The organism is Nostoc commune NIES-4072, from assembly GCF_003113895.1.
GTDB lineage: Bacteria > Cyanobacteriota > Cyanobacteriia > Cyanobacteriales > Nostocaceae > Nostoc > Nostoc commune.
This window is the reverse complement of the sequence record NZ_BDUD01000001.1, coordinates 4103513-4122144: the sequence shown is the minus strand read 5'-3', so window position 1 is coordinate 4122144 and position 18632 is coordinate 4103513. Positions and strand designations below refer to the sequence as shown.

Sequence of the window (18632 nt, the reverse complement as noted above, 5' to 3'; positions counted from 1 at the left end):
CTAACTTTACCCGTTTAAGTTATTTTACCTTTGCTCAAAGGCTGATATGTCTGGTGTGCTGGGATCACGAAAAAATCTAAAAACCACACAAGCTTAACTTTTAGGCTAATCAAAATTCAAGTTGCATCTTGAGGCAGAATTTAAAAGTCAAGAGGTTGATTTATTACAATCAAAAAACGACACTGTGACACGTATAACGGAAGACACCGAGTGCGATTTTTTTATCAGCCTTATGTCAGGCTTTGTTTATTTATACATTGTGCTGAATTCTCTTCATGATAACTTTATCAGACTTTATGAAATTACTAAGTAGTAATACTTGTTACTTATTGAAACTTAGTGTAATACCAAATTATTGTGAAGCTGCATAAAACTGTATAAAGCTAGAGTGCTTACTAAGCAAACTTTTTAGCCTTTTTATTCTATGCAACTTCATCCAAAATTGGTATAAGGTCTAAAATGTGTAACAAAAAGCACAAATTTTTCAAGAGTTACAACTACTACCATTATGAGTATTTCAAAAACTGTGGTTGTAGATACAACACAGCCAACTTTAGTTAATTTTGATTATTTTGGTGTTGATGAATTAAAGTTTACGTCATTTGGTGGAGTTGAGCCAGATTATCTTAAAGAGAAGGGTGACGGCACACAGTTTGCGCTAGATAACTTTACCTTTAATGAAAAAGTTACATCTGTTCCCGAACCCACATTGCTACCAGCGTTATTAGCAGTAGGTAGTTTAAGTGTTGGTTCAGTATTAAGACGTAAACAGCTAAAGCAAAGTTAACTCAAATTTTGCACTTTACCTGAAGGACTAGAAGTTGCGGCTACACAAACAAAGTTTACCTCCGTAGGCTAAAAGTTTTATATTCTGTAAAGGTAGGCTTTGTTTGTATAGCCCTTCTAGGATGTGTTTCTTGCCGAAAGTATTGATTAATACGAATTTAATGTTTTTTGCAGTTGGGATTGCAGTAAGCGTAGGCGTAGCCCGTCGGAGACATCGCTTTGTAAAACTATACCAGGATGTTCCCAATTAATTACCTCTTGTTCTCCTGGTGAAGAAATATTTGGCCACAAAACCCAGCGACTGCCTTGAGAAAGAGTAGCAAGACTCAGAGGGTTTTGAGTCAGCCAAATCAAGGGATAGCTTTTAGGAACTACTGAACTGGCATCTTCTAATGCTCTGGTTGCTGCTAAGGTTTCTAGAACAACATAGGCATCGCCTTTGATTAAATCTGTTGATGCTGTCCATAGTTGTACCTGTAATTGCTGTTGTTGTGCATAAAAATACAGTGATGCTGCGGCAATTACTGCTTGTTCAAAGTTTTCTTCTTCCCAATTGCTAGCACTGTCAAGAGCAATAACTATTTCTTGTCCACCTGTGACCATTTCTAACTCCCGCACCCTTAATTCTCCATAGCGGGCACTAGTTCGCCAGTGAATCAGACGGGTGGGATCTCCGATGCGGTAAGGACGGAGCGATCGCACCAGCCCGGTTGTCGCTGTCTGCAAAGGTTTACCACGAGGATCGCCCCTTTTGCTCTCTTCTTGCCCCATTTCATCCACTAGGGGGCAGGTAGCCAAGGGTAACACTGTGGGATAAACGATCGCAGTAGCAGCACAATCACGCTGACGGCGACACCAAAACAACCCCAAAGGCGCACCAGAACCTAGTTCGACTGTATGCCAGCGATAAACGCCCCGGCGCTGGGTAGGGTGGTAATATACCCAACGGTAACTACCTTGGCGAGGAATTGTTTCGATTGCCTTTTGTACTGGTTTTCCTAAGACGAAGGGTAGTATATCCTCAACTTGCAATAAGCTTACAGGCTGCTGTGTCTGATTGCGGATTTCTAATTCTACAGTCAGATCGTCGCCTGCTGACACAGGTTGAATGGGACGGCGGGTGATGGATAGATTTGTGAGCGATCGCGGCGGTAAGATGGCTGCTACACCCAAAAGGGCAAAACTAATGCCGCTAATGGCATACAGCCAACCAGCCATCGTATTGATACCTGCGCCAAAAAAACAAATAGCCGTTGCTGCTAGTACCCAACCGCCATAAGCAGGGGCACTGGCACGGGTTTCTAACCAATTAGTGATGGGTTTGATGATTTTCATGTTTCTTTTTTAACCCAACACCATCCCAAATTCACAGTGTCTCACGGGTTGCGCCTGATGTCCTTATCGAAACCGCTTTAGAATTTGGTTTACGAATGTCTCTCCGTCAATAAGAGGCGTTTGGTCTGAAGCTAAAATCGCCGCATCAATTTTTTTTCGCACATCTTCGACCCATTTAGCATCGGCGCGATCGTATTCATCAAGCGACCGTAAGGCAATTTCAAGGGCTTCTTCTGCGGAGCTATATTTCCCTGACTGGAGCTTGGTTTGAATAAAGCGTTCTTGATCGGGTGTCAGACTGATGCTCATAGAAAACCTCTATTCAGATTATTCACCATTTTAAGTTAAAAAGCTCACTTTGCTTTTTCGTTCAATTAGGGTTTATTTGGGAAACACACTAAGTCATATTCACACAAGATGCAGATTCTTTTATGATTGCGAGTTGCTGTCAAACTTTACGCTGTAACCAAGCAAAGACTTCATTAACAGAGAGCGTCAAATTCAAATCTTTTAACACTGGTAATATATCTTTTCCTGCTAACAAATCTGGTAAAGAATTAGGCTGATAAACTAAAATACAGCGTTCACTTGGATCAATTAACCATCCTAGCTGACTGCCATTTCTCAAACAGTGTAAAATATTGCCAGTTACTTTCGTTTGACTTTGAGCAGGGGAAAGAATTTCGATGACCCAAGGGGGTGCAAAATCAATACCGTTGCTAATAATATCACCGCTCTCATCCAGTGGTATTTGATTGCTAGAGATCACAACCACATCAGGAACTACTGAACGATTACCACAGGTACAGCGCAATTCAGGAAAGGCTTCATAGTTACTGCCCAACTCATCAATCACTGCAACTAAACGTTTTTGCAATAAACTGTGTTTAGCCCCTCCCATAGGTTTCTGAATTACCTCTCCGTTAATATATTCCCAAGCTGGTGACTCTTCAATGTATGGAAGTTTTAAGAACTCTTCTAGAGTCGTGCTTTCTGGAACTGTAATTTTTCCTTGCGTCAACCCAATATTTTTCATAACTTGGTTACAAGTGGAAGCAGGTCAGTTGTTGGAACAAGTACCATACAAGTTATCTGGATTTTGGTAGTTTGTATCTATAAATTTATAATTGTATATGATTAGATTATGGAATGTAAGTAGAAGGTAAAAATATGACAATTACTACAAAATTAAAACAACTCTATGAAACCGATGAGGATTTATGGTTGGAAGAAACTATTGAATTATTAAAACAAAAACAATTTCACAAACTTGATTTAGAAAACTTAATTGAGGAATTAATCAGCTTGGGAAAAAAAGATTTAGCTAAAGCCAAAAGTCTTTTAAGGCAAATTATTATTCATATATTATTACTCCAATATTGGCAGGTGGAATATGAAAGAAACTCTCGTCATTGGATTGGAGAAATTAAAACCTTCAGATATGACTTAAATAATCATTTAACGACAAATTTAATAAACAAGTTACAGGACGATTTAGAGAATATTTATCAAAGTGCGGTTGAGTTTGTGAAAATTAAAACCGATTTAACTATTTTTCTAGAAAAGTGTCCTTACACTCTTGTCCAATTATTGGATGAAAATTATTTACCTTAAATATATCAGTCTTACCTGATTTTGGGGAAATGAAAGCAGTACAAAGAGGCGGTGTCTACGAGGAGCTACGCCTACGCACTGTAAATCTATGGTTTGGCGATCGCTTTCTGTAAGAATGCCTGATGGCAGGGTTCAGGCAGGTCGCTTAAGTAGGTTGATCTGGCTGCGTCTATAACTTTCTTAGAGCCAGAACTGCTAATGTATTATTAAACTATGAAAGAAATATAAAAGATTCATTGATTCAGTTAGAGTGGAAAAAGATGGTGGCAATAGTTGATATTGGAACCCTAATTGTGAGGACACCTCAAATTATTGGAGGTCGCCCTTGCATTGCTGGTACGCGCATGACGGTTCAAAACATTGTAATGGATTCTCAAGCAGGCTTATCTCCTCAAGATATTGTTACAGAATATCCACATTTATCTCTAGCGCAAGTTTATGCGGCGCTTGCCTATTACTATGCTAATCAGGAGGCAATGGATAGAGAAATTGCTTTATATCAAGCAGAATGTAATGCGCTGGAAACGAAGTGGATGTCAGGTAATTGTACGTGAGTCAAATTTGCTTTTATTTAGATGAAGATGCTGGCAAGAAATCTTTAGCTAATGGCTTACGCAATGCAGGGATTGATGTAATGACAACGGCTGAAGCAGATAGATTAGGATCATCTGATGCTAGCCAATTAATCTGGGCAATGGAACAGAGACGGGTTATTTATAGCTTCAATGTTGGTGATTTTTGTCGATTGCATAAAGCTTATCTCGAACAGCAACAAAAGCATTCAGGTATTGTACTTGCTCCCAAGCAGAGCTATTCAATTGGAGAACAATTGCGAGGATTGTTGAAGTTGGTAGAAAGTATGAAAGCCGAGGATATGGCAAATCAATTAGTGTTTCTGAGAAAATATATTGAAAATTTTTAACCTGCTAACTTTTAACTGCATCCCACAAGATCATAGCTCTAGCCCTTGTTGCCGATACTTGTTGAGTAGGAGTTGCTGATAATTGCTGGCTGGTTCAGGTGGACATACCTCTAGGGAATCCACAGCCTCAAACCATTGTGACCATTTTTCCACAAGTGGTTCATCAGGCTGAGTGTCAGCAATTTTAACTTGATGTTTGTGGATCACAAAATCAATGAAATCGGTCACTTCTTCCAGGAGTGGTTCGGAAAGTTGCTGCAATTTTGCGATCGCAGTTTCACGAATAGTCATGATAATTGCCTTTTTCAGTCCTCTTCATTTTGACTCAAAAATTTGACTAAATGCACGGCAAGGGCGATCGCTTTCTGTAACAATCCTGCTGAATAGCGATCTGTCTTTACCAATAACTTGAAGATATAACTTGACGCGGTATCGATTATGCTGATTCTAGATGAGTGACCGGAATTTGTTCGGTTCTTTCAGGGGGTTTCGCTCCAGTTGCAACAGCATGAACCGCATGAAGAATATTGGCAGAATAGTACCGATTGCCACAGGTATCACAAACACCAATCGTCACATCTTCGAGGATGACAAATCCATCTCTATGTTTAAATGCTCTGACTTGGATGAAGGGAGAGTCTAATATTATTTCAGTTGATTTTCTCAAGGGATTGTCTACTGAAGAGAAAATAGAGGTACTTCGTACCCGCATTCAGGAGTTAGATAGGACTTACGCACACTCTACGAATTCTCGGCGCTCTTGGCGTCTTGGCGGTTCGAGAAATTAAGCTTTTTAGCAATTTTTGCGTAAGTCCTATTAGAAACTCAAGAGCAAGTTATAAATGAGGAAACCTCCCAGATTTTAATGCAAGCTAGAAAGATGGTGGCAAGCAAGTAAGCAGTGATACTCAACATAGGCTTTAGGTTAAGTTCTAAGCGATAATCTAAGCCACCTTCTAACAAACCAAAAAGCCCGCATTAGCGGGCTTTTTGAATCAATTAAATAAATTGACTTACCGTTTCGCTAACTTCTTCGACATCTTCCGCAGACGAATTGATTGAGGTGTAACTTCCACCAATTCATCGGGGCCAATGTATTCCAAAGCACGCTCTAGGCTCATGTCTATCGGTGCTTGCAGTTGCACTAATTCATCGCCACCAGCAGCCCGGTGGTTGGTTAACTGCTTGGTCTTACAGATATTCAATTCCAAATCTTGGGAACGATTGTGTTCTCCGACAATCATACCTCTGTAAACTTTTGTGCCGGGAGTAATAAAGAATGCTCCCCTATCTTCGGCATTTCTCATGGCGTAGAAAGTAGAAACGCCTTCTTCAAAGGAGATTAAAACGCCTTTGTTACGAGCTTCAATATCACCACTGATTGGACGGTAGTCTAAGAAGCTGTGGTTCATGATGCCTTCGCCACGAGTCATCCGCATGAATTCACCCCGGAAACCAATCAATCCACGGGCGGGAATCACAAACTCTAACTGGGTGCGATCGCCACTACCTGGTTGCATATCTTGCATTTCGCCTTTGCGTTGTCCCAAGCGTTCAATACAGCTACCCACACCATCAGCAGGAATGTCTAACACCAAGAGTTCGTAAGGTTCGCAAGGTTGACCGTTGATTTCGCGGTAAATTACCTGTGGCTGAGATACTTGAAACTCGAAGCCTTCCCGGCGCATGGTTTCAATTAAGATACCCAAGTGGAGTTCTCCACGACCGGAAACGAGGAATTTATCAGGAGAATCGGTTTCTTCGACACGCAAAGCAACGTTGGTTTCAAGTTCGCGGAATAGGCGATCGCGTATTTGTCTTGATGTTACCAACTTGCCTTCTTGACCAGCAAAGGGCGAATCATTCACCCAGAAAGCCATTTGCAAGGTTGGTTCATCCACTTTAATTAGTGGTAAAGCTTGCGGTTCATTGGGATCAGTAATCGTTTCCCCAATATAAGCATCAGCGAAACCAGCCACCGCCACAATATAACCTGCGGTTGCTTCTTCCATGTCTACGCGCTTGAGTCCTTCAAAGCCCATCAACTTGGTAATTTTACCCTTGACAATAGTGCCATTTTCTGTAACTAAAGCTGCTTGTTGTCCTGAACGGATAGTACCGTTGTGAATTCTGCCAATTACAATCCGTCCCAGATATTCAGAATAATCTAGGGTTGTGACTTGTAATTGCAGAGGCTTATTGCGATCGCCTACTGGTGATGGAACGTGTTTCAGAATCGCGTTAAACAGGGGTTGCATGTCTACCGATTCTGCTTCTAAGCTTTCTTTAGCAAAACCTCCCATCCCAGAAGCAAACAGATAAGGAAAATCACACTGGTCTTCATCTGCCCCTAATTCCAAGAACAGATCCAATACTTTATCAACAGCAACGTGGGGGTCAGCTTGTCCGCGATCGATTTTGTTGATTACAACGATGGGGCGCAGCCCTTTTTCTAAAGCTTTTTTGAGAACAAAGCGTGTTTGGGGCATGGGGCCTTCATTGGCATCGACAATCAGAAGACATCCGTCAACCATGCCGAGTACGCGTTCAACTTCGCCACCAAAGTCAGCGTGTCCAGGAGTATCAACAATATTAATTAGTGTTTCTTTGTAGCGAACCGCCGTATTTTTAGACAGGATCGTAATACCCCGTTCCCGTTCTAGGGCGTTGGAGTCCATAACGCAATCCGGAACGTCTTCGCCTTCGCGGAAAATGCCGGATTGTTTGAGGAGTGCGTCAACCAGCGTGGTTTTGCCGTGGTCAACGTGGGCGATAATGGCGACGTTGCGAATTGGGAGCGTCATAGAAGCTTTTAGTGAACTCTAGAGGGTGTTTATAAGATTTACATTTGGATGCTAGGCTGTTTTAACAGAATTGGGGATGATCAGCAAATTCTGTAAAGAACCTTTAACAATTCTAGCGTAATCGTCACAATTGCGGTGAGGTTTGTAAACGCCGCATAACGCAAAAATTTAGGCAGCCTGAATCATCTGCTCAATGTTGAATTATTTACCCGATCAACTTAGAAAACTTAACTCAGGTAGTTGAAGAGTAGGTAAATGTATGGTTAAAACTTCTAAATACAGCTTTGCCTAAGTTCCTAGCAAACAAACTCTGCACCCCTCTGCGTTTAAACTAAACCCTCAATTAGTCACGAATTTACGAAAATGTGTACTCAGATATCTTCTATTGCGTAGATTTATTGAATTTAACCAATAATTGACATCAGTATTTGGAATTTTGAATAATTGCTTAAGCATTAGGACAGCAATTCCAAAGTAGTAAATACAGGTCTTAAAATTGTATTTTCTACACCGATTTTAAGTATATTTTAAGCTTTATTTATTTCTTAACCAGATAAAAATTTACATAGATATTTGTGTGGCAGTGAATTTCGATATCTTCAAAAAAACCTTATTTTGTAGGTATTACAGCCTTTTTGCATCTCTCCTTTGTTTAACATTGCTAGTATGATAAAATACTTAAGATTAATATCAAGCTAAGAGGATGCTTATATGTTTCGTAATTGGTCTGGGCGTAGAGTCTTAAAAACTTTTGGTGGTTTGGCTGTTGGCATCGTAAGTACTAGTATAGTTAACTACTTAACCACTAACCATCTAGCTTTAGCGACATCAAATTCTTCTAAACTCCAGAACAGCAATCAGTTAAGTATTAGCAAAAGCAAAAGTAGCCCAGAAAATATACTAGTTGCTCAGAATCCAGTTCTCTCAAGTCCTATTACTCGAACAATTAATGGTGCAGAAGTTACGGCATATTCATTTTACCGTTACTATAATCCATCAATTGGTGACCATTTCTATACAGTTAATTTTGCTGAATTAGGAAATGGTAATGGCGGATATATCTCTGAAGGAATTGCCGCCTATATATCTACACAACAATACCCTGGAACTATTCCTCTATATCGAGCTTATAGTGGATCAGCAGGCGATCATTTTTATACAACTAATCTTAGTGAATTGGTTGCTGCTGGTGGCTTAGGCTATGTCTATGAAGGTGTTGCAGGTTATATCTATTCTATGCCGTTCACAGGTACTGTTCCTCTATATAGATATTACAGTTCCGCAGGTACAGACCACTTCTACACTACTAATTTTGGTGAGTTGGGTGGTGGTAAAAATGGGTATGTCTTTGAAGGTATTACTGGTTACGTTATTCCTAGCTAAGGCGTAACTGTGCCAATTATTATATGTTGTATATGTTGAATTAAAATTTTGATGCCAAAATCTTAATTCAACATATAGTTTTAACCCTTGAAAAAGGAATCAGACGGAAAAATTTAATATAAAACTAGCATTTAAAATTTATCTATCCGGGGATAGAACACAGATTTAAATATTATCTATCTAAAAGTATAACAATAGAATTTGTAACGAAAATTGTTGTTTCTCTACCCAGAGTTGTGAGCGCGATCGCTCAAAAGTAAGATGAAATATCCCCCATCCCTATGTCAAGGTTATATCAAGTAATAATGATGAACACTTTGCCGAGGAGAACACGGATGGTAACTACTTTAGATGATACGAAACGCAATGCTATTGCTATAAAATTGGCAAGTATCAAAGCACTTCAACAGTTGGTTATCGAAAATGAGAGATTGCTTTTGACGCAAGGACTTGATGCCGAAATTGGCGATCGCATCCGCAATTTCCTCAACGATGACGAAAAAAATCTTGGCATTCTGGAAACTGTAATTGGTCAGTATGGCATTCAGGCTGAACCCAAAAAAAATGTTACACAATTCATTGAGAAAGCTCGTGAATTGTTCAAAGGTTCTGAATTGAGCCTGTATGAAAAAGTATCTCAGCATGAATTGCTGAAACATCAACTAGTAATGAGTGGCTTGATAGTTCACAAGGCTGCTCAAAAAGTTGGTGCTGATGTTTTGTTAGCGATCGGGCCTTTAAACACCATTAACTTTGAGAACCGCGCTCACCAAGAACAACTCAAAGGTATCCTAGAAATCTTGGGTGTTCGTGAATTCACTGGACAAGATGCAGATCAAGGAATTTGGGCGCGTGTTCAAGACGCTATGGCTGCGGTAAGTGGTGTAGTAGGTAGTGCTGTTACCCAAACCAGTGACAAGAGCGATCTGAATATCCAGGATGTCATTCGTCTGGATCACAACAAGGTAAATACCCTATTTACCGAACTTCTGCAAAGCGACAATCCACAGAAGATTCAAGAGTACTTCGGTCAAATTTATAAGGATCTAACTGCTCACGCTGAAGCTGAAGAGGAAGTAGTGTACCCAAGAGTACGTCCTTTCTATGGTCAAGATAACACCCAAGAATTGTTTGACGAGCAAGCTGAAATGAAGCGGGTGTTAGATCAAATTAAAGCTATCAGCCCTTCGTCATCTGAATTCAAAGATCAAGTTAGAAAGCTTATGGAAGCTGTTGGCGACCACATTCGTCAAGAAGAAAGCACAATGTTTGCTGCTATTCGTAACAACTTGAGCAGCGATCAAAGTGAGCAACTGGCTACTGAATTCAAAGCCGCTAAGACCAAAATTCAAGAGAAATTAGGCGTTGTTAGCGAATCGAATGTGTAGAATGCTTTGGAGCTTTCTATATCCTCTAAAAAAGGTTAGTTAAATAAAGACTCCCAGTGCTGATGTACTGGGAGTCTTTGTTTACGAGTTTTGCTGACAGTATTTATAAGCGGTGTATGCCATTGTTACAACCCCGGTGATAATTGCAGATTCATCAACTTCAAATTGGGGATGGTGTAAGGGGTGGTTAATCATTCTTTCTTTATAGCCGACACCCAAGCGAAACATAGAACCAGGAACGTGTTCCAAATACATAGAAAAATCTTCAGCACCAAGGGAAGGTTCGGGTAAGACTTGAACGCGATCGCTACTCCAAGCTTCTTCTGCGGCTGATTGTAACAATTGCGTTAGGGTATAATCATTTTGGACACTGGGTACACCCTGGCGATAATTGACTTGATATTTTGCCCCGTAGGTATGGCAGACATTAGCTACAATATTTTCAATCCAGTTTGGTAGATGGGCCCGGGTTTCGGGATGGAGCGATCGCACGGTTCCCAATAACTGCACTTTATCAGCAATTATATTCGGCGCTCTGCCACCATTAATCTTACCTATGCTCAATACTACAGGACGCAAGGGATTCTGCGTCCGGCTGATGGCTTGTTGCAGTGCAGTAATTACTTGACAAGCAATCCAAATCGCATCAATCGCCTCATGGGGACGCGCTCCGTGCCCAGATTCTCCCATAATCAGAATCTCTAAATCATCAGCTGCGGCTGTTAATGCCCCGTAACGCACGCCAATAGATCCTGCGGGTATAGAAGGGAAAACATGAACCCCTAATACAGCTGAGACATTTTCCATCGCCCCATCTTTTACCATCCAGCTTGCCCCTTGAGCAATTTCTTCAGCTGGTTGAAATAAAAATCGCACTTTCCCACCTAACTCTTCAGCGATTTGGGACAGTACCATTGCCGTTCCTAAGCCCACGGTGGTATGGACATCGTGACCACAGGCGTGCATAATACCATCTGCACGAGAAGCATATTCTAAATTAGTCCCCTCTTGAATTGGCAAGGCATCCATATCGGTGCGAATTGCCAATAAATGGTCATTTTCGTTAGTGCCTTGCAGTTCTCCAATTACGCCCGTTTTGCCAACTCCTTCTTGTACGTGCAGACCACTGGAAGACAAAACACCAGCCACAAAAGCTGCTGTTTGGTACTCTTGGCCGCTGAGTTCTGGGTGAGAGTGGATGTGGCGGCGAATTTCAATTAAGCGAGGCGCTAGTTTTGCTGCTAAGTCTTTTATACGGGTAAGCATCAATTTAATTAATCTATAGGCTTTTTTCCCATGATAAAGAACTGTTAACAAACAAAATGCTTTTGCTATACAAGGATAAGTCAAGCAAGAAGCGAAGGAGCAGGGAAAGATAGGTACATAACGGAGAAATAATTAATGCTCTGTTCCCTACTCCCCATTCCCTACTCCCCAGCTTATTTTGAATAACAGGTTGTGCCTGGAGTATTTTCGGGTTGAAACTCGTTACATTCTCTAGGATTCTGACGCTCTAACGACCAGCCATAAGGTTTGTCGGAGGTAATGACACCATTAGCCAAAGTTGTTAGTCGGAAGTTAGCCCCCCGAAAATTGGTAAACTGCAATTTGGCGTTTTTTAAGTTTGCTGCTTCCAAATTAGCGCTGATGAAACCGGCATTAGACAAATCGGCATTTTCCAGAGATGCTGATTTTAAATTTGCACCTGTTAAAGAAGCACCACTGAGATTGACCCAATTTAAAAGCGCACTTTCTAAATTTGCACCAGTAAGATCGGCATTCGTAAGATTAGCTTGAGATAATGTAGCACCACTCAAGTCAGCCCCTCGCAAATTTGCTCCAGTTAGATTCAGTTTAGTTAGGTCAGCACCACTCAAATTACATCTAGGACAGGCACTTGTTGCCTTCAGCTGATCCAAATCTAGCTGATTTAATGCAAGGGCTTGCTCTGCAAACCCAAAACAAGCTAACAGGGCAACGGTAGCGACAATCTTGAGTTTCATATTTTTTAGAGATATCCACAAAAATGACAAGTAACGCATATTGCGTATTGCCATAGTTACATATCTTTTTACAGATATCCACAAAAATGACAAGTGACGCATATTGCGTACTGTCATACTTACATATACTGCCTCTCCAAGGAAGAACAGGGATGAAGCATTGATTAAGAAGGTGTAAAAATACTATAAATTCTGATGGTAAGACTACTCAAACTCAAATATTGGCTATAGAATCAAGTCGTAAGGAACTATACCGAACCTCTTATAGACTACCACATATGTGATCCCCCTAGCTCGATGAAAAACACGGCTAGGGGGATCTTGTTTTTGGGCATTAACAGCATAGGCAGAAGGCAGAAGGGATTTATAACCAATACGCCTGGTATTACTGTAAGTTAACTCATTTTTGACGGGTGTTAGGAAATTAGACCTCTTGCACTGCTTGGAGTGTGTCTGATAGCGAGATACTAGCTAGCGTTTTTATAAGTTAAAGGATCGAGTTGCTTAAGTCATTTCTAGGTTTGTCAGCTAGTTTGAAGTGTGCAGTTTGAGCCTGATTGATGCGTCGCTGTTGACCACAGATGGCAACTAATGTAATAACAGAGAGTGAAGAAGAGTCAACAAAGGTTTTAGTCTACTTGAGTGGACAGTAGCTCTAATCCGCTAAAATTTATTTCTGGGTAGGCGATGATACTAATCGAGAATGCTGCAAAATATCTGTTTTTGCGGTCTTTTATATTATTGTTTCTTGTAGCTGCAAATGGCTGTTGACCAGGGCAATAAAGTCTTAAATTTTCATTGCATTTACGGTCAATTGATTTATTTTCGTTATTGTTACTCTTATAGTACAAAAAAAGTATCATATTGTACAAAAAACCTTAACTTGGCATAACAGTATTAACTTATCTGAAAAAGTTTAGACAAAATGCCAGCATTCCAGAAAATTGATTGCTATATTAGATTAAATAACTATTCTGGCAAGGATTGAAAAGCTGTGCGGGATGATTTACAGGGCTTGGAAATGAGTCAGGATGAACTGCAAAAACTGACTAATTTACCTGTCAATGATCAACTTTTAATCATTACGAATCCTCTAAACAAATTAGTAAAAGTATACATTCAAAAAATTCAAAGCTCGGAAGGAGCAACTGTAATTTTTATTGGGTTTGCTACATTTGTTTTTACTTATATTTTATTTGATATATTTATAAAAATATTTGTAGCATGGGTAAGGATTCCATCCTGGATATTATTAATTGTCTTAGGTATTTGGATTGGCGGTTTTACACAAAGTATATTATATTTAATATGGAAAAGTAGAAGTAAAATTGTCAAATATCACATGACAAATTCTCTGCAAATCCTGTTAAATGATGTTGAAAGATATAATACTGTTATTAGAGCAATAGATATCAATGACCAAATAGAAGAAGCTGGTAATCCAGAAGTACTTATAAAGGAAAGAGAAAGTGTTATTGAAGCGCTAAAACTCACTAAATCAGATTTAATTCGGGCTTTGAAGACAGAAAGAATTTTGAGAGAAAATAAGAATTTTATCCTTAGTAATACAGAGCTATTCGTCAACAATTTAGCCACTTTAACAGCCATGCAAGTAAATGAACAGGCTACTGAGCATGGAAGATTACTCAATGAAGCATTACAAATTGCATTAGATGTGCAACACGAAATGAAAAGATTACAGACTCAGCGCTAAGATGCTTCGTAATTCATAATGACCTTTCTATACAGGAAAGCATGGGAAAGATATTTAAATTAACCTACCACAAAGATTTCAGAGCAAATAAATTTATTTATATTTATTTCGAGATGTGTAATACGAGAAATAATACATCCTTAGTTCAGCAACGCTAAATTTATATATGGGGATTCCTCTGCTTTCAGCAAGAACTGCCTTTTTTCCTTTTATTGACTTCCAACCTACTCACTAGATACACTTAGTCGCTTTTTTCATAATCTTTCCCACAGTTGCGATCGCCGGTCTAACATAAAGAATATCAAGAAAGCGATCGCTTATCAGCATGGACTGGAAAGAAGTCAGAGGCAACTGGGTAATCATTCCCCGAAATCCCATAGGTATCATCCATTTTTTAGGAGGTGCATTTGTCGCCACTGCACCGCACATCACTTATCGCTGGTTACTCGAACAATTGGCAAGTAAAGGTTATGTTGTAATTGCTACGCCTTTCGTCAACACCTTGGATCATACTGCGATCGCAAAATCTGTGCTGCTAAACTTTGACCGTACCCTCGAACGTTTACACGATTCTGGGGCATTACGCAAGCTTTACTACCCCATTTACGGCATTGGGCACAGTATGGGCTGTAAACTTCACTTGCTGATTGGTAGTCTCTTTAAAGTAGAACGTGCAGGCAATATTTTAATATCCTTCAACAACTACGCCGCTAAAGAAGCTATCCCCTTAGTAGAACAGTTCAATTCTACTTTTGCGATTGAGTTTACTCCCTCACCATTGGAAACCAACCAGCTTGTTCAAGAGCGTTATGACATCAGGCGCAATTTATTAATAAAATTTAGCAATGACACCATTGATCAATCCCCAGCTTTAACCAAAATCTTACAAGAACGCTTTGATCAGATGGTGACAACACAAACGTTACCAGGAAATCATACAACACCTCTAGGTCAAGACATTAAATGGCAAACTGGAACATCTTTTACCCCCTTTGATGCCTTAGGGCAATGGTTCAAACAAGAAGCATACCGCGACTTGAACCAGCTCAAAAATACTATCCTCTTGTGGGTGAACCCTCTTGCACCCCCATAATGTTTTATGACTATTGAAAAGTCATGAATTCGACGGAAAATAGAAATGAGTTAGTAGTATTACTATACATATACTACTAACTCATTAGTCCATAAAATATTTTTATTTTATATTTTTACAACAATTTATTAATTAGTGTCTACTAAAATTTTTTATGTTTCAAATATTAATAATTGATGATGATTATTCAATAAGAATACTTCTGAAAAGGATGCTGGAAAAGCAGGGCTATCAGATAGTTACTGCCAGTAGTGGTGAAGAAGGGATAGAAAAGGCACTAGTTTATCGTCCAGCACTAATTATTTGTGACTGGATCATGCCAGGGTTAACTGGTCTGGAAGTCTGCCATCATATTAAGAAAGATTCCAAATTTTCCACCACATTCTTTATTTTATTAACATCTTTAGATTCAGTTGCCGATTGCGTCAAAGGTCTAGATGCTGGTGCAGATGATTTTATTTCTAAACCTATCGAGCATAATGAATTACAAGCACGGGTAAGAGCCGGATTACGTCTGCATCAATTGAGTAGAGATTTGCAGGCTCAAAAGTTGCTTTTAGAATCAGAAATGTCAGAAGCCGCAGAATATGTGCGATCGCTACTGCCTTTTCCCATGACTGAACCCTTCAATATAAATTTCCGATTCATTCCTTCGCGGCAACTTGGCGGTGACTGTTTCGATTACTATTGGCTTGATGATGATTATTTGGCAATTTACTTACTTGATACTGCCGGACATGGACTCAAAGCTACTCTTCCGTCTGTTTCAGTGCTGAATCTGCTGCGTTCCCGTGCGCTCAAAAGCCTAAATTATTATCAACCTAGCGATGTGTTGAAGGCTTTGAATGATACTTTTCAGATGAATTATCAAAATGACAAATACTTTACGATTTGGTATGGAGTTTACAATCGAACCAACGGTCAATTAATTTATGCTAGTGCAGGTCATCCACCAGCAGTTTTAGTAACTGGCACGTCTCCAAGAAAGTCTGAAGTTAAACTCTTGAAAACCACCGGTATGCCAGTTGGGATGTTTCCAGAAGCAAAATATGTTGATGGATTTTGCAATATTGAAAAATTCAGTACTCTTTACATTTTTAGTGATGGTGCTTATGAAATAACTAAATCCGATGGTACACTTTGGAGTTTAGATGCATTTATTCAACTACTAGTTAGCTTACAAAATCCGGTTGATTGCCAACTCGATCAGGTATTGAGTTATTTAATCGCCCTAAACTCCAAAGATGCTTTTGATGATGATTTATCTATCTTGCAAATTAAGTTTGATTAATTAAGTCTTTGAGACTAAAACCTGATTAAATGCGTCTTGGCTAGGAAATATTTCAAAGACTTTATCCATATTAGTCAGTTCAAATAAAATCCTGACTTGCTCATTAATTGAGCATAGAACAAGCTTACTATCTGCTGCCCGCAAGGTTTTAAAAGCTAATACTAAAGCCCCTAAACCGGAACTATCCATAAATGTTACATCTTGGAAATCAACTAACACAATTTTTGTACCAAATTTTAAACTTTCAGTAATATTTTGTCGAAAAGCTTGTGAAGTTGTGGCGTTTAAATTTCCAGCGAGCTTAATAATTTTCACTTGTTCTATCATAATTATGATATGCTGATTTGTCTAAATGATACTTTGATTTTGCTATTATATACCCATCATAGAAAATTAAAAATGCTTACAAGTAAAAATCATAAATTGCTGCTGAATATTTATTTATAAGTGATACCAGAAGAATAAGTAAGGATAAACTATAAACATCTTTAGCTTGTTGTTAATCAAAAACTAATTTTTATTTAACTAAATATTGCCTGACTACTAGCAAATTACTAACTAAGAATAACGGATATACATCTTTTTAGAGGTTAATATTGAACTACAAGTAAAAATTTCAGCTTTTCGGATAATTTGCTAAAGATTTTTGCCAAACTGAAATTTGTTCAATAAACATTATCAGAATAGCCTGCACAGGTAGACTTGGTTTATATAACCTCAGATTTCCAGTTTGAGGTAATTAATGGGCAACTTTGTATGATAATAATTAGCATTTACATTTATTTATGTCCGATTACTTACATAATTGCAATAATTCCTGTCTAGATGAAGAAACTTTAACAAAAAAACTTGGTTTTAGCAGCCATACGGTTCAAATAAGCGGTTTTGTAGCTGAGGTAGGGAGGCGGCTACCTGGCTTTCGCACGGGGGAATTACGCCAACAAATATAAGCCTTTAAGGCTTTAAGGGCATTCGAGGAAGGCGAAAATTTGCCTTCTAGCTCTCTGTAAGAGGACTGACTTTAGCTCGATAAAGCAGCTTCTCACCTTGAAGGTAGCCGGTGTAGCGCACCTTGACTAATTCTCCAGGTTGTGCAGTTCCCTCCATCAATTGGTGCAGTTGGGGATCATAAGGTAATTTTGCCCCCACGGGTGCGATCGCTTCTACCCCCCACGCGTCTAAAAGCTTTTCTAGGGGTTTTTGCACCAACGGTACTATTTTGATTGCTGGTAGCTGGGGATTTTCCTGCGCTTTCTGTGCTGCGGTTGGCCATTGCAATAATAAAGACTCCAGCAGTTGCAAACTCGACTGCTGGAGTTCTTGTAGTAATATTTCTCGCTGTTGTTCTAATTGAAGTTGCGATCGCTGGTACTCTTTTCTTAAATCTGCAATTTCTTCTAATAATTCCTGAGTAGGCGCTGCTTTCTCTTGTAACAACTCTACGGTTGAAAAAGTTGCGATTAATTCATTCAATGAAATCTGTAGCACTGGCGACAGCTTAAGCAGTACATCTACCCGCATCTGCTCTAGCTTTCCTTGGCGTAACCGCAAAAGTTGACGCTCTGAGACACCAGCAGCGCGACTCAGCGCTTTAAAACTAGGAATACCCGCCTGCTGCATTAAATCTTGCAACTTTTGGGAATTGGGCATTGGGAATTGGGAATTGGGCATTGGAAATTGGGGACTGGGTATTGGGGATTGGGGACTGGGTATTGGGGATTGGCAAAAAAATTAAGTCTTTATTAGTCCCCAGTCCCCAGTCCCTAGTCCCTAGTCCCTATTCTTCCAGTAAACTTCTCAACATCCAAGCTGTCTTTTCGTGTACTTGCATCCGTTGAGTTAATAAATCAGCTGTAGGTTCGTCGTTAACTTCCTCTACCACGGGGAAAATAGACCGTGCAGTTCGGACTACGGCTTCTTGTCCTTCCACTAATAAACCGATCATTTCCACAGCTTTTGGAACGCCAGGAGTTTCTGGAATCGAACTCAGTTTGGCATATTCGCTATAGGTGCCTGGTGCAGGATAGCCAAGCGCTCTAATCCTCTCGGCAATTAAATCAACTGCTAAAGCTAATTCTGTATACTGGGTCTCAAACATCAAATGCAATGTTTGGAACATCGGCCCCGTTACATTCCAATGGAAGTTATGAGTTTTCAGATAAAGTGTATAAGTGTCAGCCAACAGGCGAGATAAACCCTCGGCAATTTTAGCCCTACTCGCCTCGTCAATGCCTATATTTACATTTTTGACTGTTACTTTCGATGACATAATTTTCTCCTAATTAGGTTATATGTTATT

At 39.6% G+C, this 18632-nt stretch carries 20 protein-coding genes; 9 read left to right on the top strand and 11 right to left on the bottom strand.

The window, feature by feature from the left end:
* The first annotated feature begins 508 nt into the window (after positions 1-508).
* The gene (locus CDC33_RS18150) at positions 509-787 is read left to right on the top strand and encodes a PEP-CTERM sorting domain-containing protein (RefSeq protein ID WP_109009667.1); all 279 of its coding nucleotides are present in this window, start codon (positions 509-511) and stop codon (positions 785-787) included.
* Positions 788-933: 146 nt separating this feature from the next.
* Here CDC33_RS18150 and CDC33_RS18145 read toward each other — a convergent pair whose 3' ends face one another.
* The 3 genes from CDC33_RS18145 to CDC33_RS18135 form a co-directional block, all read right to left on the bottom strand.
* Positions 934-2121 carry a DUF58 domain-containing protein gene (locus tag CDC33_RS18145; protein WP_109009666.1) on the bottom strand — a complete coding sequence of 396 codons (1188 nt, stop codon included), beginning with the start codon at positions 2119-2121 and terminating at the stop codon, positions 934-936.
* Positions 2122-2184: 63 nt separating this feature from the next.
* Positions 2185-2430 (bottom strand): ribbon-helix-helix domain-containing protein, encoded by a 246-nt coding sequence (locus CDC33_RS18140; RefSeq protein WP_109009665.1) that lies wholly within the window; start codon positions 2428-2430, stop codon positions 2185-2187.
* Positions 2431-2569: 139 nt separating this feature from the next.
* Complete coding sequence (locus tag CDC33_RS18135; protein WP_109009664.1) at positions 2570-3157, bottom strand: Uma2 family endonuclease; 588 nt, start codon at positions 3155-3157, stop codon at positions 2570-2572.
* Between the two features lie 134 nt (positions 3158-3291).
* Between CDC33_RS18135 and CDC33_RS18130 the strand changes: the two genes are divergently transcribed.
* The 3 genes from CDC33_RS18130 to CDC33_RS18120 all read left to right on the top strand — a co-directional run bounded on the left by CDC33_RS18130 (position 3292) and on the right by CDC33_RS18120 (position 4657).
* Complete coding sequence (locus CDC33_RS18130) at positions 3292-3735, top strand: DUF29 domain-containing protein (protein WP_109009663.1); 444 nt, start codon at positions 3292-3294, stop codon at positions 3733-3735.
* Positions 3736-3995: 260 nt separating this feature from the next.
* Complete coding sequence (locus CDC33_RS18125) at positions 3996-4289, top strand: DUF433 domain-containing protein (RefSeq protein WP_109009662.1); 294 nt, start codon at positions 3996-3998, stop codon at positions 4287-4289.
* A complete protein-coding gene (locus CDC33_RS18120) occupies positions 4286-4657 on the top strand; it encodes a DUF5615 family PIN-like protein (protein WP_109009661.1) in 372 nt (123 codons plus the stop codon). The genes CDC33_RS18125 and CDC33_RS18120 overlap by 4 nt, the downstream gene beginning before the upstream one ends.
* A 30-nt stretch (positions 4658-4687) precedes the next feature.
* Here the strand turns inward: CDC33_RS18120 and CDC33_RS18115 are convergent, their stop codons facing one another.
* The 3 genes from CDC33_RS18115 to typA all read right to left on the bottom strand — a co-directional run bounded on the left by CDC33_RS18115 (position 4688) and on the right by typA (position 7461).
* A complete protein-coding gene (locus CDC33_RS18115) occupies positions 4688-4948 on the bottom strand; it encodes a hypothetical protein (RefSeq protein ID WP_109009660.1) in 261 nt (86 codons plus the stop codon).
* Between the two features lie 145 nt (positions 4949-5093).
* Positions 5094-5324 (bottom strand): YgiT-type zinc finger protein, encoded by a 231-nt coding sequence (locus tag CDC33_RS18110; protein ID WP_244919262.1) that lies wholly within the window; start codon positions 5322-5324, stop codon positions 5094-5096.
* 346 nt (positions 5325-5670) lie between these two features.
* Entirely contained in the window at positions 5671-7461 is a 1791-nt protein-coding gene (typA, locus tag CDC33_RS18105; RefSeq protein ID WP_109009659.1) for a translational GTPase TypA, read from the bottom strand.
* Positions 7462-8172: 711 nt separating this feature from the next.
* Between typA and CDC33_RS18100 the strand changes: the two genes are divergently transcribed.
* Positions 8173-8844, top strand: a complete 672-nt coding sequence (locus CDC33_RS18100) for a hypothetical protein (protein WP_219930043.1) — start codon at positions 8173-8175, stop codon at positions 8842-8844.
* Positions 8845-9179: 335 nt separating this feature from the next.
* Entirely contained in the window at positions 9180-10232 is a 1053-nt protein-coding gene (locus CDC33_RS18095; protein WP_109009658.1) for a hemerythrin domain-containing protein, read from the top strand.
* A gap of 81 nt (positions 10233-10313) precedes the next feature.
* Here CDC33_RS18095 and CDC33_RS18090 read toward each other — a convergent pair whose 3' ends face one another.
* A complete protein-coding gene (locus CDC33_RS18090; protein ID WP_109009657.1) occupies positions 10314-11498 on the bottom strand; it encodes a M20 family metallopeptidase in 1185 nt (394 codons plus the stop codon).
* A gap of 173 nt (positions 11499-11671) precedes the next feature.
* The gene (locus CDC33_RS18085; RefSeq protein ID WP_109009656.1) at positions 11672-12235 is read right to left on the bottom strand and encodes a pentapeptide repeat-containing protein; all 564 of its coding nucleotides are present in this window, start codon (positions 12233-12235) and stop codon (positions 11672-11674) included.
* Between the two features lie 1021 nt (positions 12236-13256).
* Here CDC33_RS18085 and CDC33_RS18080 point away from each other — a divergent pair.
* The 3 genes from CDC33_RS18080 to CDC33_RS18070 all read left to right on the top strand — a co-directional run bounded on the left by CDC33_RS18080 (position 13257) and on the right by CDC33_RS18070 (position 16333).
* Complete coding sequence (locus CDC33_RS18080) at positions 13257-13949, top strand: hypothetical protein (protein WP_244919261.1); 693 nt, start codon at positions 13257-13259, stop codon at positions 13947-13949.
* 325 nt (positions 13950-14274) lie between these two features.
* Positions 14275-15042 (top strand): DUF1350 family protein, encoded by a 768-nt coding sequence (locus tag CDC33_RS18075; RefSeq protein ID WP_109009654.1) that lies wholly within the window; start codon positions 14275-14277, stop codon positions 15040-15042.
* Positions 15043-15196: 154 nt separating this feature from the next.
* The gene (locus CDC33_RS18070; protein ID WP_109009653.1) at positions 15197-16333 is read left to right on the top strand and encodes a PP2C family protein-serine/threonine phosphatase; all 1137 of its coding nucleotides are present in this window, start codon (positions 15197-15199) and stop codon (positions 16331-16333) included.
* On the opposite strand, the gene CDC33_RS18065 is transcribed toward CDC33_RS18070, so the two are convergent.
* From CDC33_RS18065 to CDC33_RS18055, 3 genes are all read right to left on the bottom strand, one after another.
* Complete coding sequence (locus CDC33_RS18065; protein WP_109009652.1) at positions 16334-16660, bottom strand: STAS domain-containing protein; 327 nt, start codon at positions 16658-16660, stop codon at positions 16334-16336. It lies immediately after the preceding gene.
* Between the two features lie 669 nt (positions 16661-17329).
* Positions 17330-18004 (bottom strand): nucleotide exchange factor GrpE, encoded by a 675-nt coding sequence (grpE, locus tag CDC33_RS18060; RefSeq protein ID WP_181374062.1) that lies wholly within the window; start codon positions 18002-18004, stop codon positions 17330-17332.
* Between the two features lie 106 nt (positions 18005-18110).
* Entirely contained in the window at positions 18111-18602 is a 492-nt protein-coding gene (locus CDC33_RS18055; RefSeq protein ID WP_109009651.1) for a Dps family protein, read from the bottom strand.
* Between the last annotated feature and the right edge of the window lie 30 nt (positions 18603-18632).

Excerpts from the sequence above, each read along its gene's own strand:
- CDC33_RS18150 (WP_109009667.1), top strand. The coding sequence starts at position 509 with ATGAGTATTTCAAAAACTGTGGTTGTAGATACAACACAGCCAACTTTA.
- CDC33_RS18145 (WP_109009666.1), bottom strand. The coding sequence starts at position 2,121 with ATGAAAATCATCAAACCCATCACTAATTGGTTAGAAACCCGTGCCAGT.
- CDC33_RS18140 (WP_109009665.1), bottom strand. The coding sequence starts at position 2,430 with ATGAGCATCAGTCTGACACCCGATCAAGAACGCTTTATTCAAACCAAG.
- CDC33_RS18135 (WP_109009664.1), bottom strand. The coding sequence starts at position 3,157 with ATGAAAAATATTGGGTTGACGCAAGGAAAAATTACAGTTCCAGAAAGC.
- CDC33_RS18130 (WP_109009663.1), top strand. The coding sequence starts at position 3,292 with ATGACAATTACTACAAAATTAAAACAACTCTATGAAACCGATGAGGAT.
- CDC33_RS18125 (WP_109009662.1), top strand. The coding sequence starts at position 3,996 with ATGGTGGCAATAGTTGATATTGGAACCCTAATTGTGAGGACACCTCAA.
- CDC33_RS18115 (WP_109009660.1), bottom strand. The coding sequence starts at position 4,948 with ATGACTATTCGTGAAACTGCGATCGCAAAATTGCAGCAACTTTCCGAA.
- typA (WP_109009659.1), bottom strand. The coding sequence starts at position 7,461 with ATGACGCTCCCAATTCGCAACGTCGCCATTATCGCCCACGTTGACCAC.
- CDC33_RS18100 (WP_219930043.1), top strand. The coding sequence starts at position 8,173 with ATGTTTCGTAATTGGTCTGGGCGTAGAGTCTTAAAAACTTTTGGTGGT.
- CDC33_RS18095 (WP_109009658.1), top strand. The coding sequence starts at position 9,180 with ATGGTAACTACTTTAGATGATACGAAACGCAATGCTATTGCTATAAAA.
- CDC33_RS18090 (WP_109009657.1), bottom strand. The coding sequence starts at position 11,498 with ATGCTTACCCGTATAAAAGACTTAGCAGCAAAACTAGCGCCTCGCTTA.
- CDC33_RS18085 (WP_109009656.1), bottom strand. The coding sequence starts at position 12,235 with ATGAAACTCAAGATTGTCGCTACCGTTGCCCTGTTAGCTTGTTTTGGG.
- CDC33_RS18080 (WP_244919261.1), top strand. The coding sequence starts at position 13,257 with ATGAGTCAGGATGAACTGCAAAAACTGACTAATTTACCTGTCAATGAT.
- CDC33_RS18075 (WP_109009654.1), top strand. The coding sequence starts at position 14,275 with ATGGACTGGAAAGAAGTCAGAGGCAACTGGGTAATCATTCCCCGAAAT.
- CDC33_RS18070 (WP_109009653.1), top strand. The coding sequence starts at position 15,197 with ATGTTTCAAATATTAATAATTGATGATGATTATTCAATAAGAATACTT.
- CDC33_RS18065 (WP_109009652.1), bottom strand. The coding sequence starts at position 16,660 with ATGATAGAACAAGTGAAAATTATTAAGCTCGCTGGAAATTTAAACGCC.
- grpE (WP_181374062.1), bottom strand. The coding sequence starts at position 18,004 with ATGCCCAATTCCCAATTCCCAATGCCCAATTCCCAAAAGTTGCAAGAT.
- CDC33_RS18055 (WP_109009651.1), bottom strand. The coding sequence starts at position 18,602 with ATGTCATCGAAAGTAACAGTCAAAAATGTAAATATAGGCATTGACGAG.